We start from the raw sequence: 22,226 nt of genomic DNA, 5'->3' as shown, positions 1-22,226 counted from the left end.
GAACGCTCCTACCGATCAACCTGTCAATCGATAGTTTTTCGGTCCCGACGCCCTTTCCGATGACGCGTACGTATCGCTTCCCTTACCTCCGGTAACTTCTTGATTGCCGACCGTTTCTATCGAGTGACAGAAACCTGACCGATCGGCCGACTACCGCGAATCCGCCTACCCCGCAACGCTTTGACCACCGCCGTTGCGCCGCCATTGCGCGGGGCTACAGCCGTGCCGGGCGCGGAACCAGCGCGAGAAGTTACCGGGGGCGGTGAAGCCGAGCAGTTCGGCGGTCTCGGTGATCGAGCGGCGCGGGTTGGCGACCATGTGGCGAGCCAGGTCGGCGCGGGTCGCGTCCAGCAGCGAACTGAACGTCTCGCCCTCGGCGGCGAGGCGACGATGGACGGTGCGACGATCGACGCCCAGGCTGCGCGCCACCTGCTCGACCGAGCAGCGGCCGGTGGGCAGGAGTAGCTCGATGAGCTCACGAACGCGGTCGGTGGTGGTCACGGGCCGGATCGGGCCGACAGGGTCCAGCAGCCGCTTGGCGTAGGCGCGCAGCTGCGGATCCGCCATCGCGTTGGGGGCGTCGAGATCGCTGGTGTAGGCGATGATTCCGTCGAAGTCCTGCTCGAAGCTCACGCGCGGCCCGAACACGCGATGGTGGGCGCGCAGGTCGGCCGGGGCGGGGTGGGTGAAGCGGACCTCCACCGGTCGCCAGGACGCGCCGAGGAACCCGGCGAGCAGGCCGTGCAGGACGCCCACCGACAGTTCGACGGATTGGCGGGTGTCGCCGGGCTGCCCGATATCGAGGGCCAGCCGGATGGTGGCGAGCCCGTTGTGTTCGGTGAGGCGGGTGCGCAGCGCCTCGTTGTACATGTCCTCGTGCCGCGACATCACGCTCAGCGCGCTGCGCACGTCGGGTTCCTCGCGGATCACCAGGCTCAGCGGTCCCAGATTCGCGAAGCGACGGCGTTCGGCCAGGCGCAGCCCGAAATCGTCGCAGCCCGCGGCGGCGGCGGAATGCTCGAGCAGGTCGGCGATCGCGGCGGCGGGCACCCAGCGGTCCTGCAGGCTCAGGCCGGTGGGGTCCAGTCCCGAGGCGCGCATCAGCGCCACCGGGTCCAGTCCCAGCGACCGGCTCAGTTCCACGTATTCGTGGAGTGCGGCGTAACGGGCCAGCGGTTTCACGGTTCTCCGATGTCCCGAAATGAACAACTTCCTGTCTCGTAATGATAAGCATCGCGCCCCGGCCCCCAATACAGTGGGTTTCGTTCCAGTTACCGATGCCAGACCGAAGGAAGGGACAAGAACGTGGCCACAAGCAACGAGGATTGGTCCAGGCCAGCAGCGATGGCCATCCCCGAGACGGGGTACTTCGAGTACGAGCAGGGGCGGTACGGTCCGATCTATCCGCGCACTCCGGCTAACTATGGGTTTTCGATTATCGCGAAGGTGAAGCCCGGCCATGAGGCGGCGATCCGCCAGCACGGTCAGGTCATTCAGGCCGCGCTCGAACAGGACCCGACGGTGCTCGCGCCGCTGCGGCTGCACTATCTGCGCTGGGTGCTGTTCGATATCGGTGACGGCCTGACGTTCCAGTACCAGGGCATTTTCGACACCGACTTCGACAAGTACCTCGACGACGCCCTGGACCTGTTCCTGTCCACGGGCATCACCACCGCTTTCGTGAATCTCGTCGGCTTCCCCGACGATTGGCGCACCAACCGGGCCGCCGCCATCGAATTCTTCCGCAAGCACCAGTTCCCGAGCTTCCTCGAGTACGGCGAATACCCGTATGTGACCGCCGACGAGATCAAGAAGGCCCTGCGTCTCAAGGCCGCGTTCTCGAACATGCTCGACGAGATGCAGTAGCGGGGTACTCATGCTCGAATTCGACGATATCCAGCACATTCTGCTGACCCGGGTGCCCGCGCTGACCGGGCGCTACGAGTTCCTGTCGTTCACCGATGCCGCCGGGGCGCGGGCCTGGCTGGCCGCGATGACCGAGCAGGTTCCCTCGGCAGCGGAGCTGCAGGAGTCGGTGGACATCGACAAACCTTGGGTGTCAGTGGCTTTCACGTGGACCGGCCTGCGCGCCCTGGGCGTCCCCGCGGACGAGCTGACAAGTTTTCCGGAGGAATTCCGCCAGGGCATGGCCGCCCGGGCCGAGATCCTGGGTGACACCGGGGCCAATCATCCCGACCTGTGGGTCGACGGCACCGCCGGTGACGATCTGCACGCGATCGTCATCCTCTTCGCCCGCGATGCCGCCAACCGCGACCGCCAAGTGGCCGAGCACAACAAGCTACTGGCCGCCTGCCCGGGCGTGACGGTGCTGTCATCACTGGATCTGGAGGCCGTCCCGCCGTTCGGCTACGCGCACGACCATTTCGGCTACCGGGATCGCCTGTCACAGCCGGTGATCGAGGGCGCGGGCGAGGAGCCGACCCCCGGCAGTGGTGCGCCGCTGAAGGCCGGGGAGTTCATTCTCGGCTACGACGACGAGAAGGGTCCGCCGACGAACCTGCCTCGGCCCGAATTGCTTTCCCGCAACGGCACGTTCATGGCATACCGCCGGCTGCGCGAGCACGTGGGCCGGTTCCGCGATTTCCTGGCCGAGCACGGCGAGACCACCGAGGAGCAGGAGCTGGTGGCGGCGAAGCTGATGGGCCGCTGGCGCAGTGGCGCGCCCCTGGTCCTGGCCCCCGAGGCCGATGATCCGGAGTTGGGCGCGGACATGTCGCGCAACAACGATTTCGACTACAAGCAGATGGATCCGCACGGCTACGCGGTGCCGCTGGGCTCGCACATGCGCCGCATGAATCCGCGCGACACCGGTGTGAACATGACACGCCACCGCATGATTCGCCGTGGCGCCACCTACGGTCCGCAGCTGCCGGAGGGCGTGCCCGACGACGGCGCGGACCGCGGTATCGCGGCGTTCATCTTGTGCGCGAGCCTGGTGCGCCAGTTCGAGTTCGCCCAGAACGTGTGGGTCAACGACACGACGTTCCACGAGCTGGGCAATGAGCGCGATCCGATCATCGGAAACCAGGACGGCACTTTGGAATACAAGATTCCGAAGCGCCCGATTCGCAAGACGATCAAGGGCATGCCGGCGTTCACCACCGTCGCCGGCGGCGCGTACTTCTTCCTGCCAGGGCTGCGGGCCCTGCGTTATCTGACCACTCTCCCCGACAGTGAGGCAGCAGCATGAGCTCGGCACGCACCTACAACCAGACCCATGTGGACCGCCCCTACACTCCGGGCAAGCGGCGCATCAGCATCTACTGGTCGTGGAGCTATCCCTGGGAGTCGCAGCGGAATACCGCCGAACTGGACAACCGCTTCTCCACCATGACCGAGGTGCGCCAGGTCGCCTGGCCCGCCTACGAGACCCCCGAATACGACGCCGCGCATTTCCTGCAGGGCATCGCGGGCACCCTGGAGTTGTTCCACCGCTCCACCCTCGACTTCCAGCGGGTGGCCGGTGAGGTGACCGGGCATCCGGTGGCGGTGTTCCAGCGCATCGATCAGGCCGGCTACAAGCAGCCCATCGACGAGCGCATTCTCGCCGACACCGACACGCTGCTGGTGTTCGGCCTCGATCACCTGCTCGCGCAGGAGGCGGCGGCGCCGGAGGAGATCGCCGCCATCCAGCAGTGGCTGCAGCGGGAGGGCACCTGCCTGCTGCTGGCCCCGCACCACGATGTCGGTTTCACCGATGATCTGAAGCAGCGGCAGGTGGAGTTCGAGCACCACGGTGACCCGCTGGTGCCGCGTCAGCAGCGGTTCGGCGCGTACACCCGTTCGTTGATGTCCGCCCTGAACGTGCCGGTCCACAACGTCTACGGCCTGCGTCCGGCGGTCGTGGAGGGCACCCGTTCGATCGCCCCGCTCACCGCTTTCCGCGACCTCGACACCCCGCACCTGCTCGACAACGTCACCACCTTCAACTTCCACCCGCACCTGCCGCACTACGAACTGACCGAGCCCGAGGGTGATTCGGTGCGTCTGCTGGCCCGCCAGCCCATCGAACTGTCGCGCCCGCACCCGTTCATCGAGGCGGGCAACACCGAGTTCAATACGCTGCTGTGGTTGCCGCCCAACGATGTTCGCGCCGGCGACATCGTCATGGCCGACTCCACCAACTTCACCACGTTGTTCGGCGGCACCGACAGCCTCGCCAACTTCTGGCGCAATCTCGCGGCGATGAAATGATCGGTGACCTGCTCCCTCTGGCCATCGGCGTCGCGCTGTCCCCGATTCCGGTGGTGGCGGCGATCCTCATGCTGCTGTCCGTCAACGCGAAGCGGGCCAGCGTGGGCTTCGCGCTCGGCTGGGTGACAGGCATCCTGACGGTCACCGGCCTGGTGACGGCCGCGGCCGCCGCGGGCCTGATGAGTTCGGCGAGCCAGCCCTCCACCGCCGCCTCGGTGATCAAGATCGCGATGGGTCTGCTGCTGGTCGTCATCGCCGTCCGCCAATGGCGCAGCCGCGCAGACGATTCGATCCCGGCATGGATGACGGCCATCGACGAGCTGGGCGTCGCCAAGGCCGCTGGCCTGGGCGTGCTGCTATCGGTTCTGAACCCGAAGAACCTGCTCCTGTGCCTCACGGCGGGCGTCACGATCGGCACCGCGGGCTTGAACCCCGCCGGAAACGCGGTAGCGATAACCGCGTTCGTCCTCCTGGGCGCGGCCTCGGTGGTCGTCCCGGTCGGCGGCTACGCCGTCGCGGCGAACCAACTGCGAGGCGCGCTGGCCGGCCTGAAGAACTGGCTCCAGGCGCACAACCACACGGTGATCGCCGTGGTGTTCATGGTGATGGGCACGACGGCCCTCGCGAAGGGCGTCACCGGCTTCTGAGCCCTGGTGCCGATGGCCGGACCCGAACCCGGGTCCGGCCATCGGCATTGTTCAGCGCTTGTCACCGAATTCGTCAATGGCCGCGATCATCTCCTGGACCATCTTCGGACCGCCATGACCTTCGTCTTCGATCAGCACGAATCGGCTTCCGGGCCAGGCCTTGTGCAGATTCCACGCCGCAGCCGCGGGACCACTCACGTCGAGCTTGCCTTGGATCAGTACTGCGGGGATGCCGGTGAGCGCGGACATCTTGTCACGCAACTCGGAAGCCCCGAGGAAGGCTGCGTGCTTCCAGTAGTGCACCGTCAAAACGACAAACGTCCGCTGCCACAACGGATCATGATGGCTGACCGAGGTTGTCTGTCCGAGAGAGACGTGAGCGTCCTCCCACGCCGCCCAGGCATCCACCGCCCGTGCCCGAGTCTGTTCGTCAGGACCGGTGAGCATTTCATAGTAGGCGTCGACGAGGCGCTGACGGGGGCTCGCACCGGACGCAGTACGGAAGGCATCCCATTCGACAGGAAACAGGCACCCCACCGTCTCGGTGATCCACTCGACCGCATCCGGCGTGGTCAATGTCGTCGCCATCAATACCAGTTCGCTGACCCTCCCAGGATGGGCCTGCGCATAAGCCAGCGCCAGCGTGGTCCCCCACGACACACCATTGATCAGCCATTGCCGAACACCGAGATGCCCGCGCAACGCCTCGATATCGGCGATCAGATGCCGAGTGGTGTTGGTAGCCAACGCGACCACATCGGGCTCGGCCAGTGGTCGACTCCGCCCGCAACCACGCTGTTCGAACCCGACAATCAAATACTTCTCGGGATCGAACCGCCGACGATAGCCAGCCCCCATACCCCCGCCCGGCCCACCGTGCAGATACAGCGCAGGCTTCCCCTCCGGATTCCCGGATGCCTCCCAATAGATTTCATGCCCATCACCCACCGGAAGCATCCCACTGGCGTACGGCTCGATCGGCGCAAACACCCCAGTCAACGACACACCTCGACAGTAGCGCCCGAGTCCAGGCTGTCGCGTTTCTCCAATACCGCGACTCGGCCGGCCTGGTTGCCTTGTGCCGTGTTCCCGGCCGGCTCGCCGATCGCCCGAACGGCGACCGCGGAGGAACGAGCCGAACTATGGCCGAAAGTCACCGCGAAATATGACGTCTACGCCGCCTATCAACAGGGCACCACTCGCGAAATCCCGCTGGTCCTGCTGACCCCACGGGACTGAACAGAGCGCGCACCCCGGACGGCGGTGCAGGATCGGTCGGCATTCGGATGATCCCCGAGTTCGGCCGCTGGCGGCCTGGCCGGTCCGAACCGCGCGCTACGCGGCATGTGCGGACATCCAGATCAGCGACGGCTGTCAAACACCCCTGCCAGCGCGTTACTCGCTACGAGATACCGTGCCCCGAATCTGAGGCGTGTTCGTTCTGCCGTAGTCGTCATAGATGTAGGTCGCCGAAACCACCCGGCTACTGCCGGTCTCACACTTCGGATCGCGTATGCGAGTAAACGCGAACCCGTTGCCTGTGTTAGGCCGAGACAGCAGCAATTCGGTTGCCGGCGGACCCGAACGAAATGGCAGCTCGTCTCGGAACGAGATCGCGGTCGGTGGGGTGGTTTCGACGCTGCCCGTGCCGTTACGCAGTGTGACCACGACCCCGAACCGAGTGTCGGGCATATCCTTCGGCGGATACGACTGTGTCGTCGCGTCGCCCTTGTAGACGGTCGCCCGTCCCTCGTCGGTCCAGTCCGACAAGTTCCTGCCGCAATGGGGGTCGGTGACGATCCCAGCCAGGACACCGGACGGGGTGCCACTGCCCGCGATCAGCGGCGGAATCGTGACCCAGGCACTGACGAGAACGGCGACCGCCAGCCCTGCTCCGCCTCGAATCGAAGCGACACGCGTCCGACCGGATCGGTTGCTATACAAGCGCAAGAAGGCCGCCGTGAACGCTACGGCAACTGCGAAACACGCAGCACCGAAGCTCGTTTCGAGGCATCCGGGTAACTCCCGCTTGTAGTCGGACAAGTACAGCTCGGTTCCCACCCACTGAGCGAACAAACTGGCAACTACCCCACCCACAATGGTGCCGCCAGGCGCGAACCGGTATGGCAACAGCCCTAACACGCCAGTGACGGCCAGCACCGGGCTGATCACCAACAGGAACGGCGCATAGACCAAGAAGCCGGCCGCGAAGCGGCCGCCCGCTTCGAGATCGAACCGTGGATCCGCTCCCGGGTCCGAGTACAGTCCGATCCCGATCGCCGCCCACGCGAGAGCCAGCGCGCCGACGGCAACGCCCTGCAATATGTCCGCGAGAAGGTTCAAGCGATTCCACGGTGTATCACGAGTAGACACGCGGTCAATGTATCGACCAGTTGTGTCCGATCCGTCGACCAAGTGTGGAGAGATCGTGTGAGTCCGGTAGACAATCCAAAGTCGCAGAGCCCCAACCACTCAGAGGGCCATCCGCAACTCGGCATGAGCGCGCACTGCCAGTGGCCGACAACGCCCGGACTACCGTCCGGCGAGCTCCGCGACGACCGGAGCGAACCTTTCAGCGAAGTCGGCGCCGAAGACGAAGTAGGAGAAGCCGATCTCCTCCCGCCGCCGCAGGATTTCCTCGATGGCTGCCGCCGGATCCTCCGGAAGCACGGTCATCGCGTCTGCCGCGTGCAGGGCAGCGGTGTCGGTGGCGGGGTGCGCCATGTGCGCCGCGACAGTGTCCCCGATAACCGGCACTGCGGGGGCGAGTTCGACGTCCGCGGTGGCTCGGAATTCGCGTGCCAGCCGCTCGACTTCGCCCCGAGGCTGGTCCCCCAGCACGAAGGTGACCGTGTCCGCGACCTCGGCCGCCAACGCCTGAGCCTTCGGACCGAGGACGGCCATCGCCACGGGCGTGTGCCGGTCGGGACCGTCGAGTTCCCGCAGCGCCCTGACGGTCTCACGGATCTGCTCCAGTCGCTCTCCCGGCGGCGGCACCGCAGGCATCCCCTTGTCGCGCAGCTCGTCCTCGATCCCCGGCCTGCCGGTCCCGATACCCATCTCGAACCGGCCTTCGGTCAGCAGCGACAGCGAGTGCGCTTCCCACGCGGTCAGCCACGCAGGACGCAATGGCGAGGCATACACCCAGCTGCCGACCCGCATGTCGGTCAAGGCCGCGACGGTGGCCAGCATGGGCCCGGGCGCCGGTTGCATCTGCGGGAAGTCCGGCACCAACAGCGTCGAGTACCCGCTGTCGGCAATGCGCCGCACGCGATCCCGCCAGGTCGGCACGTCGGTCCTGAGCGGGGCAACAACCCCGAATCGAAACGGCCTTGTCATCTCTCGACTCCTGTCATCCGATCTCTCCAGAGGCTTCGACGACGCACCTACCCGAAAATCATCGGTGCAGCCGCGATCGCTTTCCCGCTATGGTTCGGTGATCAATCCGGGAGGACTACCGCATGGCGCAGCTTCAGCATCGGATCGACGAAATGACCGATGAATCAGGGTTTCTCGGTCTTGTCGACCCACACGCTTACACGTCGTTCGTGGGCGAGGACTGGACCTTGGAGGCGCTGTTCGAGCGCGTCGAATCGGAGATGCGGCAGCGGACGGTGCTGCTCTGGGGAACCGGCGGCGAGGAGCAATGGCGGATCGACCTTTCGGATTCGCCGGTGGATCCGCGGCTGCCGATCATCCGGCAAATTGCCGGCCCGATCACCGTGACGCAAGGTGAGCTGGTCGTCGTCAATTTGGACACGGTCACCATGGCTGCCCAGTTCGCGGACTCCGCCGTGGACGATGACAAGGACATCTACGGGTCCAGTATCGAGCTCCCGAACGGCGACTACATCTGCACCATCAGTCAACTCACCGATCCCGAAGAGGATCGGACACATGACGGCCCCGACTTCCACCTCCAGCTGATAGCCGGCCGAACCTCGCCATGGTTCGAGGTCGCATGGTCCGAGCTATGACTCTGCGTTACACAGTCCACCTGTCCGCCGTGCCCAACAGCCTTCCCTGTCGGGTAATCGGCAAACTTCAGCCTCGGACGTGGCGCGTGATCGTGGGCGAAGGGGTCGGTCAACTCGACGGTGGTGTCCATCAGGACTGGCTGGACGAAGATATGCCCCGCGAAATCCGCTGGCCGAATACGTTCTTCTACGTGACCGTCGCCGACTGAGAGCAACGCTGCCACCGGCCATAACGAACGGTATGCGGCATGGCAGTGCATCGACTGTCGTGGTCCGGGTTACTGCATCTGATCCAGCATGTCGGAGAACGCCGCCTTGAGCCGCAGCGCCTTCTTGATCTCAGCCGATGTCACATACGGATACTCGCCGTACTCGACGAAGCTCGGAACATGATGGGCACGCACGAAATCGACGAACCCCTGGGGGCGCTCTCGCCAGTCCGCGGGGAATCCTTCCAGGTTCTCGAAGGTAGTCGTGATGCCCGATTGGCTGAACAGCATCACCGCATCCTCGGTGTACTTGTCGAAGTCGGTGTCGAAGATGCCCTGATACTGAAAGTACGTCGCCCCCTCGATCTCGAAGAGCTGCCACCTCAGGTAGTGCAGTTTCAGCGGCGCCAGCACCTCGGGGTCGGCTGTTACCGCAGCCTCCAACGTTCTGCCATGCTCGCGGATAGCGTCCTCGCGCCCGGGTATGACTTTTGCAATGATCGAAAACCCGTAGCACGCCGGAGTTCTGGGAAAGATCGGGCCGTATCGCCCCTGCTCGACTTCGAAGTACCCCTCCTTCGGGATCGCCATCATCGCGGGCTTTGACCAGTCGCCGTCACCAGATGCCATGACCACCCATCCTGTGTTTTTCGAACTCGGAGCGAAGCCATCCCTAATGATTCTCGCCGCCGACCCCCAGGCCATGAAGCACCAAAGCCTCGGCGCGTCGACCACCGCCCGCCGGCACCCAGCGGTAGTGCGAGGCGTTTCCTCCAACTGGGAGCTGATCGCCGACGACAGGTCCACCTAGCGCTGTGCGAGGATGCCCTGCCGACCTGGATCGATTACGTCCGGGGCCGGCGCGCCCCGCTCCGCTACCGCGACTCGGTTGTCGGCATGCGGCACCACGTGGATGTCGAGCTCCCGGCCGATGCCCTTCGCTCCGCCCGCGCCGGTGTGGATCTCGCCGATATCGCCAACCGCTACCTCGAGCCCATCACCGCACTGCAAGATGACGATCTGACCTTCCCCGACCCGGTCGAGTTCGCCTACTACGCGATCTACAACTGTTTTCGCAAGTACGCCCGCGGCGACGACATCCCGGATTGGCTGATCGTCAACCAGGCCTTGTCAGTTCACGACGACAGCGAAGCGGTGTCACGCCTGACGCGCGCGATCGACGACGCCGGTCGAACTACGGGCGGGAACGCCGAGGATGTCGGACCGATCCGATAACTCCCTGCGCCGAATCGCTAGTTGGCACCGGGCGGGCAGGTGAGGCAGAAGGGATGGCCCGACGGGTCGAGAAGTACCCGCCAGCGATCGGGGGCGGGCTGGAACTCCGGTTTGGTTGCGCCGCAGTCGATGGCCGCCTGCTCCGCGGCATCGAGATCGGTGACGAAGAGATCGAGGTGCATCTGCTTCGGCACCCCATTGCCCGGCCAGTCCGACGGCCTGTGGTCGGCCACGTGCTCGATCGTCAACGTCACCTTCGAGCCCTGCAGCACGACCAATTCATCTGATTCGTAACGCAGGTCGAAATCCAGCAGTGCGCGATAGAACTGCGCGAGGCCACGCGGATCGCGGCTGTCGAGTGCGATCGCACCGAATCTGGCAATTGCGGTCATAGCTCCCCCGAGACATCTGGCGGCCCCGCCTCTCGTGAGGGCCGCGCCATCATGGATATCACAGCAGAGCTCGACGGCGGGTCGACGGCCGTTCGCCGGCGACCGCACGAACGCCAACGACCCGAGATAGCCTCGGGCCGTTGGTCTTCGGAATGTCGTTAGTTGACCGAGCGGGCCAACTGGTCGGCATACGGGGCGGTGAACTTTCCGACGATGGGAAGCGGGGCGCGGACACCGCCGGTGTTGTTCGCCTGGACCATGGCCATGATCCAGACGACGAGCGAGAGGACCCCGACACCGAGGCCGGCGAGGCTGAAGATGATCCCCAGGGCGCCGAGGAGCGAGCCGACGATGCTCAACACGATATTGAGCACCGAGACCGCCCCGAAGAAGACGATCGATTGGGAGGCATGGAATTTCACGTCGGGGTCGTTCTTTCCCACGAACAGGAAGATGATTCCGGTGAGCCAGCCCAGCGCGTAGGAGAGGATCGCGCTGGTCTTCTTGTCCAAGCCGGTGGACTGCGGCTGGTTTGCGGGGTACTGAGAAGATGTCATGGGGTAAGTAGATGCCGAGTGCGCCCCCTACCGATCCCAACTTTCAGCACGAACCCACATCGAGCCCCAGAAACTCGGGGCACACCCACCTGTTGAAATCACCACGTTTCAGTCTTTCCGAACGGTAGCGTTCCCCGACCCCTCGCCAAGCGATCCAGGAGAACGATGACTGCCCATACCCGCCCCGGCCACCGAATCGGCTGGGGCATAGCAGGAGTGGCCGCCACCGTGGCGGTTGCAGTTTCCGGCGCTCCCGCCGCTTCCGCCGATATCGACACCCTCTCGATCTACCCCGGGGATCAAACCGTCGTCACCGGAGCCAAGTACGGCCTTTACGTATCGACCCCAAGGGGCGATAGAGCGAGCTGGGTCAGCTTCTACGACAACGGCCAGTGCATCGGAAGCACGCGAATAATATCCAATTCGGACCTCGAAGGACCCCCCTATGCGTACATGAACTGGATCCCGCAGACGCCGGGCCCCCACACCATCACCGCCAATGACGGCAGGATCACCAAAACCCTCGCCGTGGACGTCCAGCCCACCCCCACCGGCAGCACCCCGGCAACCCCGGGCCCCAAGCCCACCGGCTGCGGCGCCCTGGATCGCCTGTTCAACACTGGCAGCATGGCACCCGGAAGCTGAGCGCCCCACCCGCCGGGCGTACACAACGCCCGGCACTCCCACGCAAGTCACGTTATGCAAGAACACAACCGTTCCCGCGAAGCCCTCCCGCCGGGGTGACGGGCTGACCACCTTCGCCAACCTCCCCGAACCTTGCTACGAGCGCACATCGTCCACCTCGGCGTGTCAGAGATCTTGGTTATCGTTCGCCTGAGTGCTGACCGAGCACGACAGAGGAACGGGGAAGAATGAGTTCGACAACATCGATGACCTATGTGATCGACGTCAGCGACGAGCCCGCCGTCGCCGGTGACTGCAACACAATCGGCGGATGGCCGGTCCTCGATGCAAGACAACCCTGGCCGGTCTGCGACTGCGGCGCCGGGATGGCCCTGTACTTTCAAATCCGGATCCCCGACGACGTCCCACATTTCGGTGGTGACCAACTGCTCGTCTTTCAATGCCCCCTGGAGAGCGACGCGTGCTTCTCCCCCGCCGATCCGCAACTGCCGGAGCAATTCTGGGACAAGCCACCCGCAAACTCCCATGCATTCTGGCGAATTCTACTGCAGTGCAACGGCTTACCTGCGGAAACCCCGGACTCCTTTCTGCGGCCGAGTCGCCTGACCTTGCAGCGGTATGAAGATGTCGACCACCACAACGACAACTCCCCGCTTCAGGATTTCAAGGTCGGCGGCGCACCGTACTGGGTACAGGACGGTGAGCAGTACTGCTGCCCATGCGGAACCGACCTGACCTTCGTCTGCCAGGTCCCCGAGAACTTCGAGTTCTCCGATTATCTCCGCGACGACCTGGACGACTCCGTCGAGTACCCCGCCGCATTCGACGACGGATTCCTTCTGGGCAACATGGTCTACATCCTGGCCTGCCCGGCCCACTGCCACCCGGCAGCCGCCTACCCGGTCTGCCAGAACTGATCCGCGGAATCGGCACCGAGCAACCCGGCGCCTCGGAACGACTCGGCCAACTGATCCTTGCCCAACCTGCGCCGGCCGGCGCGGTGAGCGGCATGGACGGATATTGGAATCGGTTGCGCCGCAATCGACTAGCCCTGAGCTAGGGCTGTTCCGGTCGAGCTCTTGGGTAGCCTTCGACCGTGGGCATGGAAGCGAACGCCGACGGCTGGCTGGATGACACGCGGATGTCGTACGACACGGTTGCGGCTACCTATGCAGACCTCACCCGTCACCTGATGGATGAAACGCCAGAAGAGCGCTCAGCCTTGGCATCGTTCGCCGATATGGTGCGCATTCAGGGTGGAGGGCTGGTCGCGGATGTGGGTTGCGGGGCGGGGCGGATCACCGCTCACCTGCGTCAGCTGGATGTGGATGCGTTCGGAATCGACCTGTCGCCCAGGATGATCGACGTGGCCCGCCGTGATCATCCCGGCCTCCGGTTCGAAGTCGGCTCGATGACGAATCTCGCGCTCGCAGATGCCTCGATCGCCGGCCTGGTCGCGTGGTATTCACTGATCCACGTCCCCGATGACGAGCTCGGTTCTGTGTTCGACCACTTCCGGCGCGTGCTTCGCCCAGGCGGGCCGCTGTTGCTCGGCTTCCATGTCGGAGACGACTCGCAGTTGAAAACCCAAGGCTACGGCGGGCACCCGATGCATCTCCATGTCCATCGTCGCCAGCGCAACCGAATGCGTGTGTGGCTCGACGATGCCGGCTTCACCGTTGAGGCTGACAGAACTGTGACCTCGGCCGAGAGCCCGCTCGGCGGCATCATTCTCGCGCGCAGCAAGGTGCCGACGTCGTCGGCATAGGGTGATCATGTCCTGCCGTGAGACGAGGGAGTTATGGCCACCATCCGCCACGAAGTCGTGATCGAGGCTGCGCCGGAATTCGTCTGGGACGTCGTGCGCGATGTCGGGGCCGTGCATGAGCGGCTCCTTCCTGGGCGTGTGGTCGGCACCAGAGTCGAAGCGGGCGAACGGTTTCTGACGTTTCCCGACGGGCACGTCATTCGTGAACTGATCGTCGCGATCGACGAGGAGGCGCGTCGGCTGGCCTACTCCGTCGCGGAAGGGGCCCGGCCTCCGCTGGACTACCACCACGCATCGTTCGAGGTTCGTGGCGAAGGCGAGCGCGGGCGGCTGATATGGATCACCGATGTTCTGCCCGACTCCGTCGCGCCGGAGATTCGCATCCGCACCCAGCTCGGAATCATGGAGATGAAGCAGGCGATCGAAGCCGCCGCCCTGCATGACACAGCGCCCAGCTGATTGCGTGGGTGGGCCGTAAAACCGCTGGACTCGGCAGATGGCGCGCCGCGAGACTGGCGCGATGAATTTCGATGTGCGCAGCGCGAATCTGGAGGCGGTCAACAGTCTCACCAAGTACCCATCGATCCCGACCTACCATCAGCTCGGTGAGCGGGGGCGGCTTACCGAGGCGGTAAGCGAGTTCGCCGGGCCGGTGATCGGGACCGAGAAGATCGACGGCAGCAATGCGCGCATCGTGAGCTTGCCGGATGGGAGCTGGCTGCTGGGTAGCCGAGAGGAACTGTTGTGCGCCCAGGGGGATCTGATCGGGAATCCGACGCGATCGATGATCGCCAAGGCCCGCTTCGAGGACTACGACCGCACTCTGCGCCGCAAGCGCTGAATGCCGATGGCAACCCCCGGTAATTCGGGGCAGCCCCAGGTACCGAAATCGCCACGTTTCACTAGTTTCGAACGGTAGCGTTCGGCAACCCCGGAACCTCGGGACCCGAACCAGGAGAACGATGACCACGCGTACCCGCCTTGGCCGCCGAATCGGCTGGGGCACAACAGGACTGGCCGCCATCATGGCCGTCGCCGCAGTCAGCGCGCCCACCGCGTCCGCCGACGTCCACACGCTCGCGATCTATCCCACCGGTCAAACCTATTACGTCGGAACCTCTTACGAACTGCTCGCTACGACCGTGTCGACGGGCGGGCTGCGATGGGTGAGCCTCTACGACAACGGCCAGTGCCTCGGCGGCATGTGGACGAAGCCGGTCCAAAACGTCGATTCCGTCTCTCTGGTCGCGAAAGTGAACTGGGTCCCATCGACGGTGGGCCACCACGTTCTCACCGCCGACGACAGCCGGACCACCCAGACGTTCGCCGTCGACGTCCTGGCCGCACCCGCAGGAACCGTGCCCGCCACACCCGCCCAACCGAGCGGTTGCAGTCCACTGGAACGCTTCCTCAACTCCGGGAGCGCCGGCTAGACCGCCGAACAGGTCTGCCGCCGCGATGCGCTCACAGCACCGTTCCCCGACCCGACCTCGCGGGGAGCTGATCAGGAGAACGATCACCATGCATATCCACCGCAGCCACCGAATCGGTTGGGGCATAGCCGGACTGGCCGCAAGCCTCGCCGCCGTCACCACGGGCGCCCCCACCGCGACCGCCGATGTCCACGACTTCTGGGTCGCCACCGCGACCAGCCCATACTATGCAGGCACCGATTACCTCCTGTACGCGTCCACCGCGCAGGGGGCCGGAGCGCGCTGGGTGATCTTCTCCGACAATGGCGCGTGCATCGGAGGCGCCCGCACGGACGCAGTCCCGGGTTACACCCCGATGGTGGGAATGACCTGGATCCCGTCCACCGCGGGCAGCCACGTCCTCACCGCCGACGACGGCCAGACCACGAAGTCCATCACCGTGGACGTGAAACCCACCCAAGCCGGCACCACACCGAAGACCCCGCCCACCCCAACCGGATGCGGCAAGCTGCAGCAGTTGCTCACCACGGGCAGCGGCACCGGCAGCTCCGCCATCGGCCTCGGGTGACCGCAGGCCGGACACGACAGCGTGTCCGGCCACTTGGCGTAGGCCAGAGCGCGACTTCGGCGCGGACCTGATCCTCGGTGAGGCCGTAGGGGCGAGAGTTGGTGGAATCGAGGCGGTTCGGGGAGGCTCGGTCGGTATTCTGAGCTTTACGGACAGTCAGTCTGTTCGTTTTTCCTGAAGGGCTCTTGTCATGTCGGATGCCGTCAGAGACCTGTTCAAGCGTTATCACGCCTGTTGGGCGGATCGCGATCCGGACCGGATTGCCGAAATGCACACTCCCGATTCGATTTTCCACCTGCACTCCGGGCGGGAGCCGGCGCGTGGGAGGGAGGCGATTCGCGCGGCTGCGGCCGAGAACTTCGCGCTGGTGCCGGATCTGACCTTCAACCTGGTCGATCTGCGGGTCGGGGATGACTTCTGGGTAGTGCGGTGGAGGCTGTCGGGGACCGCTGTCACCGGGAGCCCGGTCGATATCGATATCGCCGACATGGTGCTGGTGCGTGATGGGGCGGTGCTCGAAAAGCACACCTACATAGACGGAGTGGCGATGCAGGCGGCGCTGGCCGCGCCTGCAGATGTCGCCTGAGACGCACCGACGGCCGGACGCGAAAACGCGTCCGGCCGTCGGGGATTCGTTCTGTCAGAGCTCGAATTCGGCTCGGACCTGGTCTTCGGTGAGGCCGTAGTCGGCGAGCGAATACTTGTGCACCGGTTTGCGGTCGCCGGACTTGCTCTCCTCGTCGAGCGCCGTCATGGCGGAGCGGGACGAGTCGGTGTAGTCGAGCCCGAACTTCGAGTAGATCTTCTCGACGGTGGCGAACGGATCGGCGCGCAGTTCGTCGAACTCGATGTCCAGGAACTGATCCGGGTTGTAGCGGGCCCGGGCCGAGTTGAACTCACGCAGGCCGCGCGACCACAGTTCCAGCTGCGAGGAGCCGATCTTCTCGCCCACGAAAGTCGTGGACCAGCCCGCGGTGGCCTGCTCGGAGAGGCTGCACGAGGAGCCGACGATGGTGACCGGGTCGCGGTGGGTCTGGATGATCAGCGCGTCCGGGTACACCTTCATCAGCGCGTCCAGGGCGAACAAGTGGCTGGGGTTCTTGAGGACCCAGCGCCGCTCGTCGCCGAGGCCGATCAGCTGCAGGTTCTGCTTGTGCCGGGTGTAGGCGTCGGTCCAGTCCTGCTTGCGCAGCCACTCCGAGTAGGTCGGCAGGTAGGCCAGCGACTCGTAGGAGATGGACTTCACCGTCTGGCGCAGCAGCTGCCAGCACTCCTCCACCTCGGCGGCGGTCATGTAGTGCACGCCCATGAATTCCGGATTCTCGATCCGGTGCTGGGCGAAACCCTTGTCGACGGCCTGGTAGACGGGGTTGTCGGCCCAGGTGTCACGCGGCGGGCGCGGCTGCGGGAAGTCGGCGAGCCACATTTCCAGGGCCTGGTGCTGCGGGTCGGCGGCGAGCAGGCGGTGCAGGGCGGTGGTGCCGGTGCGGGGCAGGCCGGTGACGAAAATCGGTCGGGTGACCTTGGTTTCGCCGTAGCTCGGGTTGGCTTTCCAGGAGGCTTCGCTCAGCGCGCGGGCGACGAGCGCGCCGCGCAGGAAGTAGCGGCTCATCTTGGAGCCGATCTCGGTGAGCCCGGCATCACGCTGGTACGAGTCCAGCAGGACTCCGAGCGCCTCGTGGTGGTCGTCGGATCCGAAGTCGGTGAGACCGCAGACCTTGGTGGCCGAGGCGTGCAGGTCCTCGACGGTGCCGACGTTGGTACGTCCGGTCATGGTGATGAAACTCCTTGCTCAGACGTGGTATTCGCCGCAGTTGACGTCGATGGTCTGCCCAGTGACGGCGTTCGCGAACGGCGAGGTCAGGTAGACGATGGTCTGGGCGATCTCGTCGGGCAGCGGCAGCCGCTTCAGGTCGGACTTGGACGCGGTCTGCTGGTAGACCTGCTCCTCGGTGATGCCGTACTTCTTGGCGATCTCGGCGAAATACCACTTGAGCTGGTCGGTCCAGATGTAGCCGGGCAGCACGCTGTTGACGCGAATGCCCTTCTCCCCCAGCTCGGTCGCCAGGGTCTGGGACATGGCCAGCAGCGCCGCCTTGGCGATCTTGTAGCTGCCGTAGCGGGGTTCGCTGTGCCGCAGCACCATCGAGTTGACCATCACGATCGAACCCTTGGTCTCGGCCAGCGCCGGCGTGAACGCCTGCGTCATCCGCAGATTGCCGAGCACCGTCAGGTCGACGCTCTCGCGGATCTGCTCGAAGTCGGTGCGCGCCAGCGGCTTCATCGACGGCACCTTGAACGCATTGTTCACCAGCGCGTCGACCCGCCCGAACGTCTCGAGGGTCTGCTTGGCGAGGTTCTCGACGGTCGCCTCATCGGTGATATCGGTGGGCACACACAGGGTCTCCGCGCCGCCCTCGGCCGCGATCTCCTCGGCGACCTCCTTCAGCTTGGACTCGGTGCGCGCGGCCAGCACGACCTTGGCGCCGGCGGCCGCGGCCTCCAGCGCGATGGAACGGCCCAGACCGGGTCCGATTCCGCTGACCACGACGACCTTGCCGTCCAGCAGTCCGGTCTTCAGACGACTCATCCCAGCATCCTTTCCGCGAAGGCGCGCTGGCGTGCGGCGATCCGCTCACGCCAACCGGCCTCATCGATTCGATTGTTGTCATAGTGCGGCAGGCTTTCCGCCACCTTCTCGAACGGCACCAGCTCGATGGTGGGCCCGTCCTCGGGCGTGATGACGCGGCCGACCCGCTGCCAGCGGAACTGGAGAATGCCCAGCTTGCGCCCGGTGGTCTCGATCCAGTTGGCGACACCCGGATTCCGCGCCGAGACGACCATGCGGATCATCCCGTCCGGATCCACCTGCGCCTGCTGATGATTGAGCGAACTCTGGTGGTTGACGTAGTCCAGCGACACGTACCAGCGGCTGCCCAGCTGGAAACCCTGGTACGGCGCATCGGATTTCGGCACGGTGATGATCAGCGCCTGATCGTCCTCGAGCTCGAAGTGACCGACCGAGGAGTACTGGGTGCTCAGCCCGCCCGGCGTCAACCGCGGCTCGGTCAACGTGTTGACCGGCAGGTTCAGATAGAACCACTTCGGGAAGTTGAACCAGGTGTGCACGCGGGTGAGCAGCATGCGTCCCGCCGCCCGGTACCGCTTGCGCAGCTGTTCCACCCCGGCCTCGGCCGGCGCGGTGCCGATGGTGTCGACCCGCTCGATGCGAATGCTGCCCTTGCGCTCGGCGTTCCAGTCGCCGTACACCTCGCGCACGGCCAGCATGGACGCGCCCTCGCCGAGGGTGAAGTAGTTCGGCTCCGGGTTCTCCTTGGGCGGACCGAAGCGCAGCTGGTAGCTGCCGTCCTCGTCGATCTGCAACCGCCGGTCGTCGAAGGCGTCGTCGCCGTTGGGCACATCGGTGGCGGTGTAGTCGCCCTTGAGCACCTGGAAGCTCAGGTCGGTGGTGCTGCCGCGCACCCCGGTGAGCAGGTATTCCGCGCCCGGCTCGATGGTGGCGTGGTAGTACAGCGTGTCCGGGTTGTCCAGGCCCATCTTGGTGTAGGGCCCGGTGGAGGACACGAAGTACGGGTGCGAGGTGCCGTGCGCCCGCGACAGTTGCAGCACCGCGGCGATGCTGCCCTGCAAATAGTCGTAGCCCTCCGCGAGGTCGTGCGGGTCACGGATGAAATCCGCGGCGGCGATCAGCTTCTCGGCCTCCGCGACCGCCGCGAGGAACGGCTCGGTCAGCGGCAGTTCGGCCTTGTCGATATCTGTCATCAGTGGTCAGCGATCCCTAGTGTCTCTCGAATTCGATGGGCGATCTCGGACGGCGTCCCGTCCGAGGGGGTGATGGTCAGGTCGGCGAACTCCGGCCGCTCGTACGGTGAACTGACACCGGTGAATTCGGGCAGCTCGCCGGCGCGGGCCTTCTGGTACAGGCCCTTCGGGTCGCGCAGTTCGCACTCTTCCAGAGGAGTGTCCACGAAGACCTCCCGGAACGGCAGGTTCTTGGCCTCGTGCAGCTTGCGCGCCTCCCGCCGTTCGGCGCGGAAGGGACTGATCAGCGAGACGATCGCGACCACGCCCGCATCGGCGAACAGCGCCGCCACCTCCGAGACGCGGCGGATGTTCTCGCGCCGGTCCTCGTCGGTGAAGCCCAGGTTCTTGTTCAGCCCGTGCCGCAGATTGTCGCCGTCGAGCAGGTAGGCGGGCTGCCCGGAGGCGATGAGCTGCCGCTCCAATTCGACCGCGATGGTGGACTTCCCGGAGCCCGACAGCCCGGTCAGCCACACGGTCGCGCCGGTGCTGAGCCGCTGTCCGCGTTCCACCGCGGAGCTGTGCCACACCACGTTCGAGGCCTTGTGCCCGATCTTCGGTGCGCCGGTGGAGCGTCCGGTGATCATGCCCGCGGCCACGGTCTGGTTGGTGGCCTCGTCGATGAGGATGAAGCTGCCGGTCGCGCGGTTCTCGCGGTAGGGGTCGAACAGCAGCGCCTGGCGGCTCTTCAACGTGACGCGCCCGATGTCGTTGAGGCCCAGCAGGTCCGCGTCGGTCTGCCGGTGCAGGGTGTTGACATCGAGCCGGTAGTCCAGATCGCTCACCTCGACCTTGGAGGTCTGGGTGGCGGTGCGAATGGAATAGGAGTTCCCGGCCCGCAGTTCGGTGTCGTCGGAGAACCAGCACACCATGGCGTCCAGTTCGCGATCGGTGTGCGGCTGGTTGCCGGGACGGGCGAGCATATCGCCACGGCCGATATCGATTTCGTCGTCCAGGGTCAGCGAGACCGCCATGCCGGTGAACGCCTCGTCCACCTTGCCGCCGCCGGGACCCCAGATCTGATTGACCCGGCTGCTGCGACCCGACGGCAGCACCACGACCTCGTCGCCCGGCTTGAAGATGCCGCCCGCCACGGTGCCCGCATAACTGCGCTGGTTCTCGCCGTGCGGCCGGATGACGTACTGCACCGGCAGCCGGTTGTCGATCAGGTTGCGGTCGGAGGCGACGTGCACCTCCTCCAGGTGCCGCAGCAGCGGCGGGCCCGGATACCAGCCGGCGGTGCGCTCGGAGGCGTCCACCACATTGTCGCCGTGCAGCGCCGACATCGGAATGAAGCTCAGGTCACCGACATCGAGCTTGGTGGCGAAATCGGCGAATTCCGAACGGATCTCCTCGAACCGCTGCTCGGACCAGTCGACCAGATCCATCTTGTTCACGCACAACACCAGGTGCCCCACGCCCAGCAGCGAGGACAGGAAGGCGTGGCGGCGGGTCTGCTCGGAGACGCCCTTGCGCGCGTCGACCAGGATCAGCGCCAGGTCCGCGGTGGACGCGCCGGTCACCATGTTGCGGGTGTACTGCACGTGCCCGGGGGTGTCGGCGATGATGAATTTGCGTCGCGGCGTGGTGAAGTAGCGGTAGGCGACATCGATGGTGATGCCCTGCTCGCGTTCGGCCCGCAGGCCGTCGGTGACCAGCGACAGGTCGGGTCCGTCGCCGCCGCGTGAGAGGCTGGCGCGCTCGATGGCGTCGAGCTGATCGCTGAACAGGCTCTTGGAGTCGAACAGCAGCCGCCCGATCAGGGTCGACTTGCCGTCGTCGACGCTGCCGGCGGTGGCGAGCCGTAACAGGTTGCGGCGCATCAGAAGTAGCCCTCTCGCTTGCGATCTTCCATGCCGGACTCGGAGATCCGGTCGTCGGCGCGGGTGGCGCCGCGCTCGGTGAGGCGGGTGACCGCGGTTTCGGCGATCACCTCGGCGGGGGTGGCGGCGTCGGATTCCACGCAGCCGGTGCAGTCGGCGTCGCCCAGGGTGCGGAAGCGCACGGTGGCCTCGAAGCGCTGCTCGTCGGCGCCGAATTCCAGGAATCGGTTCTCCGCCAGCAGCATTCCGTCACGCCGCACCACGGTGCGGTTGTGCGCGTAGTACAGCGGGGGCAGTTCCACCTCGGCCTGGTCGATGTACTCCCAGATGTCGAGCTCGGTCCAGTTCGACAGCGGGAAGACGCGAATGTGCTCGCCCTTCTGATGCCGACCGTTATAGAGGTTCCACACCTCGGGGCGCTGCGCCCGCGGATCCCAGGCACCGTATTCGTCGCGGAAGCTGAACACCCGCTCCTTGGCGCGCGCCTTCTCCTCGTCGCGCCGGGCTCCGCCGAACACCGCGTCGAAGCGGTGTTCACGGATGCTGCGCAACAAGGTGGTGGTCTGCAGCCGGTTGCGGGTCTCGCCGGGGCGTTCGGTGACCCGGCCGGCGTCGATGTCGTCCTGCACGCTGCCGACCAGCAGTTGCGCGCCCAGCCGGGCCGCGGTGCGGTCCCGGAAGTCGATGACCTCGTCGAAGTTTCGCCCGGTGTCGATGTGGAGCAGCGCGAACGGCAGCGGCGCGGGCCAGAACGCCCGCCGCGCCAGTTCCAGCATGACCGCCGAGTCCTTGCCACCGGAGAACAGCAGCACCGGTCGCTCGAAGGTGGCCGCCACCTCCCGAATGATGTGCACCGATTCCGCCTCCAAGGCGTTCAGGTGCGACAGCTCATATCCCGCGCGCATCTCTCGTCCCATTCGCCGCGTCTGTCGAT

General features: G+C 65.5%; 27 protein-coding genes and 1 pseudogene. 16 read left to right on the top strand and 12 right to left on the bottom strand.

Translation table 11 applies throughout. From position 1 onward, the window contains the following. Positions 1–165: 165 nt before the first annotated feature. Positions 166–1,182 carry an AraC family transcriptional regulator gene (locus ACYVKL_RS03445; RefSeq protein WP_379171222.1) on the bottom strand — a complete coding sequence of 339 codons (1,017 nt, stop codon included), beginning with the start codon at positions 1,180–1,182 and terminating at the stop codon, positions 166–168. A gap of 123 nt (positions 1,183–1,305) precedes the next feature. On the opposite strand from ACYVKL_RS03445, the gene ACYVKL_RS03440 reads away from it, so the two are divergent. From ACYVKL_RS03440 to ACYVKL_RS03425, 4 genes are read left to right on the top strand one after another with little or no spacing between them, the layout of a single operon-like run. After that, positions 1,306–1,866 carry a hypothetical protein gene (locus ACYVKL_RS03440; RefSeq protein ID WP_379171224.1) on the top strand — a complete coding sequence of 187 codons (561 nt, stop codon included), beginning with the start codon at positions 1,306–1,308 and terminating at the stop codon, positions 1,864–1,866. A 10-nt stretch (positions 1,867–1,876) separates the two neighbouring features. Further along, positions 1,877–3,211: a Dyp-type peroxidase gene (locus ACYVKL_RS03435; protein ID WP_379171226.1), complete on the top strand. Its 1,335-nt coding sequence runs from the start codon at positions 1,877–1,879 to the stop codon at positions 3,209–3,211. Beyond that, positions 3,208–4,215, top strand: a complete 1,008-nt coding sequence (locus ACYVKL_RS03430) for a hypothetical protein (protein ID WP_379171228.1) — start codon at positions 3,208–3,210, stop codon at positions 4,213–4,215. Before ACYVKL_RS03435 ends, ACYVKL_RS03430 begins: the two co-directional genes overlap by 4 nt. After that, positions 4,212–4,862, top strand: coding sequence for a GAP family protein (locus tag ACYVKL_RS03425; RefSeq protein WP_213560409.1), 651 nt, complete (start codon positions 4,212–4,214; stop codon positions 4,860–4,862). Before ACYVKL_RS03430 ends, ACYVKL_RS03425 begins: the two co-directional genes overlap by 4 nt. 51 nt (positions 4,863–4,913) lie before the next feature. Here ACYVKL_RS03425 and pip read toward each other — a convergent pair whose 3' ends face one another. After that, positions 4,914–5,867, bottom strand: a complete 954-nt coding sequence (gene pip / locus ACYVKL_RS03420) for a prolyl aminopeptidase (protein ID WP_379171230.1) — start codon at positions 5,865–5,867, stop codon at positions 4,914–4,916. A gap of 84 nt (positions 5,868–5,951) precedes the next feature. On the opposite strand from pip, the pseudogene ACYVKL_RS03415 reads away from it, so the two are divergent. Continuing rightward, positions 5,952–6,101 (top strand): annotated as a pseudogene (locus ACYVKL_RS03415) (nitroreductase/quinone reductase family protein); the annotation flags it as partial. A 156-nt stretch (positions 6,102–6,257) separates the two neighbouring features. On the opposite strand, the gene ACYVKL_RS03410 reads toward ACYVKL_RS03415, so the two are convergent. Beyond that, positions 6,258–7,235, bottom strand: coding sequence for a hypothetical protein (locus ACYVKL_RS03410; protein WP_379171234.1), 978 nt, complete (start codon positions 7,233–7,235; stop codon positions 6,258–6,260). Between the two features lie 159 nt (positions 7,236–7,394). Next, complete coding sequence (locus tag ACYVKL_RS03405; RefSeq protein ID WP_379171236.1) at positions 7,395–8,201, bottom strand: LLM class flavin-dependent oxidoreductase; 807 nt, start codon at positions 8,199–8,201, stop codon at positions 7,395–7,397. A 122-nt stretch (positions 8,202–8,323) separates the two neighbouring features. Here ACYVKL_RS03405 and ACYVKL_RS03400 point away from each other — a divergent pair, with 122 nt between their 5' ends. Together ACYVKL_RS03400 and ACYVKL_RS03395 are read left to right on the top strand one after the other, a co-directional pair. Then, a complete protein-coding gene (locus ACYVKL_RS03400) occupies positions 8,324–8,839 on the top strand; it encodes a hypothetical protein (protein ID WP_379171238.1) in 516 nt (171 codons plus the stop codon). Then, positions 8,836–9,048, top strand: coding sequence for a hypothetical protein (locus ACYVKL_RS03395; protein WP_379171240.1), 213 nt, complete (start codon positions 8,836–8,838; stop codon positions 9,046–9,048). The genes ACYVKL_RS03400 and ACYVKL_RS03395 overlap by 4 nt, the downstream gene beginning before the upstream one ends. Before the next feature lie 69 nt (positions 9,049–9,117). Here the strand turns inward: ACYVKL_RS03395 and ACYVKL_RS03390 are convergent, their stop codons facing one another. Further along, complete coding sequence (locus tag ACYVKL_RS03390) at positions 9,118–9,678, bottom strand: hypothetical protein (protein ID WP_379171242.1); 561 nt, start codon at positions 9,676–9,678, stop codon at positions 9,118–9,120. 267 nt (positions 9,679–9,945) lie between these two features. On the opposite strand from ACYVKL_RS03390, the gene ACYVKL_RS03385 reads away from it, so the two are divergent. Next, positions 9,946–10,284 carry a hypothetical protein gene (locus ACYVKL_RS03385; RefSeq protein WP_379171243.1) on the top strand — a complete coding sequence of 113 codons (339 nt, stop codon included), beginning with the start codon at positions 9,946–9,948 and terminating at the stop codon, positions 10,282–10,284. Positions 10,285–10,301: 17 nt separating this feature from the next. Here the strand turns inward: ACYVKL_RS03385 and ACYVKL_RS03380 are convergent, their stop codons facing one another. Both ACYVKL_RS03380 and ACYVKL_RS03375 read right to left on the bottom strand, forming a co-directional pair. After that, positions 10,302–10,676: a VOC family protein gene (locus ACYVKL_RS03380; protein WP_379171245.1), complete on the bottom strand. Its 375-nt coding sequence runs from the start codon at positions 10,674–10,676 to the stop codon at positions 10,302–10,304. A 158-nt stretch (positions 10,677–10,834) separates the two neighbouring features. Then, positions 10,835–11,233, bottom strand: coding sequence for a DUF4870 domain-containing protein (locus ACYVKL_RS03375; RefSeq protein WP_379171247.1), 399 nt, complete (start codon positions 11,231–11,233; stop codon positions 10,835–10,837). 216 nt (positions 11,234–11,449) lie between these two features. Between ACYVKL_RS03375 and ACYVKL_RS03370 the strand changes: the two genes are divergently transcribed. From ACYVKL_RS03370 to ACYVKL_RS03335, 8 genes are all read left to right on the top strand, one after another. Beyond that, on the top strand, positions 11,450–11,878 hold the full coding sequence (locus ACYVKL_RS03370; RefSeq protein WP_379171249.1) for a hypothetical protein: 429 nt from the start codon (positions 11,450–11,452) through the stop codon (positions 11,876–11,878). A 245-nt stretch (positions 11,879–12,123) separates the two neighbouring features. After that, complete coding sequence (locus ACYVKL_RS03365; RefSeq protein WP_379171251.1) at positions 12,124–12,795, top strand: hypothetical protein; 672 nt, start codon at positions 12,124–12,126, stop codon at positions 12,793–12,795. Between the two features lie 185 nt (positions 12,796–12,980). After that, on the top strand, positions 12,981–13,646 hold the full coding sequence (locus tag ACYVKL_RS03360; protein WP_379171489.1) for a class I SAM-dependent DNA methyltransferase: 666 nt from the start codon (positions 12,981–12,983) through the stop codon (positions 13,644–13,646). A 33-nt stretch (positions 13,647–13,679) separates the two neighbouring features. Continuing rightward, the gene (locus tag ACYVKL_RS03355; RefSeq protein WP_379171253.1) at positions 13,680–14,105 is read left to right on the top strand and encodes an SRPBCC family protein; all 426 of its coding nucleotides are present in this window, start codon (positions 13,680–13,682) and stop codon (positions 14,103–14,105) included. Between the two features lie 61 nt (positions 14,106–14,166). Beyond that, positions 14,167–14,487, top strand: a complete 321-nt coding sequence (locus tag ACYVKL_RS03350) for a hypothetical protein (protein ID WP_379171255.1) — start codon at positions 14,167–14,169, stop codon at positions 14,485–14,487. Between the two features lie 121 nt (positions 14,488–14,608). Beyond that, a complete protein-coding gene (locus tag ACYVKL_RS03345) occupies positions 14,609–15,079 on the top strand; it encodes a hypothetical protein (RefSeq protein WP_379171257.1) in 471 nt (156 codons plus the stop codon). An 88-nt stretch (positions 15,080–15,167) separates the two neighbouring features. Continuing rightward, the gene (locus tag ACYVKL_RS03340; protein ID WP_379171259.1) at positions 15,168–15,647 is read left to right on the top strand and encodes a hypothetical protein; all 480 of its coding nucleotides are present in this window, start codon (positions 15,168–15,170) and stop codon (positions 15,645–15,647) included. 190 nt (positions 15,648–15,837) lie between these two features. Beyond that, positions 15,838–16,233 carry an SgcJ/EcaC family oxidoreductase gene (locus tag ACYVKL_RS03335; RefSeq protein ID WP_379171261.1) on the top strand — a complete coding sequence of 132 codons (396 nt, stop codon included), beginning with the start codon at positions 15,838–15,840 and terminating at the stop codon, positions 16,231–16,233. A gap of 54 nt (positions 16,234–16,287) precedes the next feature. On the opposite strand, the gene ACYVKL_RS03330 is transcribed toward ACYVKL_RS03335, so the two are convergent. Genes ACYVKL_RS03330 through cysD form a run of 5 tightly spaced genes read right to left on the bottom strand, consistent with a single transcriptional unit; the run spans position 16,288 to position 22,197 of the window. Then, positions 16,288–17,427, bottom strand: a complete 1,140-nt coding sequence (locus ACYVKL_RS03330; protein ID WP_379171491.1) for a sulfotransferase family protein — start codon at positions 17,425–17,427, stop codon at positions 16,288–16,290. Positions 17,428–17,439: 12 nt separating this feature from the next. Beyond that, complete coding sequence (locus tag ACYVKL_RS03325; protein ID WP_379171263.1) at positions 17,440–18,237, bottom strand: SDR family oxidoreductase; 798 nt, start codon at positions 18,235–18,237, stop codon at positions 17,440–17,442. Further along, on the bottom strand, positions 18,234–19,430 hold the full coding sequence (locus tag ACYVKL_RS03320; protein ID WP_379171265.1) for a hypothetical protein: 1,197 nt from the start codon (positions 19,428–19,430) through the stop codon (positions 18,234–18,236). The genes ACYVKL_RS03325 and ACYVKL_RS03320 overlap by 4 nt, the downstream gene beginning before the upstream one ends. Further along, positions 19,430–21,292 carry an adenylyl-sulfate kinase gene (gene cysC / locus ACYVKL_RS03315; protein WP_379171268.1) on the bottom strand — a complete coding sequence of 621 codons (1,863 nt, stop codon included), beginning with the start codon at positions 21,290–21,292 and terminating at the stop codon, positions 19,430–19,432. The genes ACYVKL_RS03320 and cysC overlap by 1 nt, the downstream gene beginning before the upstream one ends. Continuing rightward, positions 21,292–22,197 carry a sulfate adenylyltransferase subunit CysD gene (gene cysD, locus ACYVKL_RS03310; protein WP_379171269.1) on the bottom strand — a complete coding sequence of 302 codons (906 nt, stop codon included), beginning with the start codon at positions 22,195–22,197 and terminating at the stop codon, positions 21,292–21,294. Before cysD ends, cysC begins: the two co-directional genes overlap by 1 nt. Between the last annotated feature and the right edge of the window lie 29 nt (positions 22,198–22,226).

The sequence above is a fragment of the Nocardia tengchongensis genome (assembly GCF_054781395.1).
This window is presented reverse-complemented; position numbering and strand designations above follow the sequence as displayed.

Excerpts from the sequence above, each read along its gene's own strand:
- ACYVKL_RS03380 (WP_379171245.1), bottom strand. The coding sequence starts at position 10,676 with ATGACCGCAATTGCCAGATTCGGTGCGATCGCACTCGACAGCCGCGAT.
- cysC (WP_379171268.1), bottom strand. The coding sequence starts at position 21,292 with ATGCGCCGCAACCTGTTACGGCTCGCCACCGCCGGCAGCGTCGACGAC.
- ACYVKL_RS03345 (WP_379171257.1), top strand. The coding sequence starts at position 14,609 with ATGACCACGCGTACCCGCCTTGGCCGCCGAATCGGCTGGGGCACAACA.
- cysD (WP_379171269.1), bottom strand. The coding sequence starts at position 22,197 with ATGCGCGCGGGATATGAGCTGTCGCACCTGAACGCCTTGGAGGCGGAA.
- ACYVKL_RS03400 (WP_379171238.1), top strand. The coding sequence starts at position 8,324 with ATGGCGCAGCTTCAGCATCGGATCGACGAAATGACCGATGAATCAGGG.
- ACYVKL_RS03360 (WP_379171489.1), top strand. The coding sequence starts at position 12,981 with ATGGAAGCGAACGCCGACGGCTGGCTGGATGACACGCGGATGTCGTAC.
- ACYVKL_RS03340 (WP_379171259.1), top strand. The coding sequence starts at position 15,168 with ATGCATATCCACCGCAGCCACCGAATCGGTTGGGGCATAGCCGGACTG.
- ACYVKL_RS03430 (WP_379171228.1), top strand. The coding sequence starts at position 3,208 with ATGAGCTCGGCACGCACCTACAACCAGACCCATGTGGACCGCCCCTAC.
- ACYVKL_RS03425 (WP_213560409.1), top strand. The coding sequence starts at position 4,212 with ATGATCGGTGACCTGCTCCCTCTGGCCATCGGCGTCGCGCTGTCCCCG.
- ACYVKL_RS03435 (WP_379171226.1), top strand. The coding sequence starts at position 1,877 with ATGCTCGAATTCGACGATATCCAGCACATTCTGCTGACCCGGGTGCCC.
- ACYVKL_RS03390 (WP_379171242.1), bottom strand. The coding sequence starts at position 9,678 with ATGGCATCTGGTGACGGCGACTGGTCAAAGCCCGCGATGATGGCGATC.
- ACYVKL_RS03385 (WP_379171243.1), top strand. The coding sequence starts at position 9,946 with ATGCGGCACCACGTGGATGTCGAGCTCCCGGCCGATGCCCTTCGCTCC.
- ACYVKL_RS03395 (WP_379171240.1), top strand. The coding sequence starts at position 8,836 with ATGACTCTGCGTTACACAGTCCACCTGTCCGCCGTGCCCAACAGCCTT.
- ACYVKL_RS03365 (WP_379171251.1), top strand. The coding sequence starts at position 12,124 with ATGACCTATGTGATCGACGTCAGCGACGAGCCCGCCGTCGCCGGTGAC.
- ACYVKL_RS03320 (WP_379171265.1), bottom strand. The coding sequence starts at position 19,430 with ATGACAGATATCGACAAGGCCGAACTGCCGCTGACCGAGCCGTTCCTC.
- ACYVKL_RS03325 (WP_379171263.1), bottom strand. The coding sequence starts at position 18,237 with ATGAGTCGTCTGAAGACCGGACTGCTGGACGGCAAGGTCGTCGTGGTC.
- ACYVKL_RS03405 (WP_379171236.1), bottom strand. The coding sequence starts at position 8,201 with ATGACAAGGCCGTTTCGATTCGGGGTTGTTGCCCCGCTCAGGACCGAC.
- ACYVKL_RS03335 (WP_379171261.1), top strand. The coding sequence starts at position 15,838 with ATGTCGGATGCCGTCAGAGACCTGTTCAAGCGTTATCACGCCTGTTGG.
- ACYVKL_RS03350 (WP_379171255.1), top strand. The coding sequence starts at position 14,167 with ATGAATTTCGATGTGCGCAGCGCGAATCTGGAGGCGGTCAACAGTCTC.
- ACYVKL_RS03355 (WP_379171253.1), top strand. The coding sequence starts at position 13,680 with ATGGCCACCATCCGCCACGAAGTCGTGATCGAGGCTGCGCCGGAATTC.
- ACYVKL_RS03375 (WP_379171247.1), bottom strand. The coding sequence starts at position 11,233 with ATGACATCTTCTCAGTACCCCGCAAACCAGCCGCAGTCCACCGGCTTG.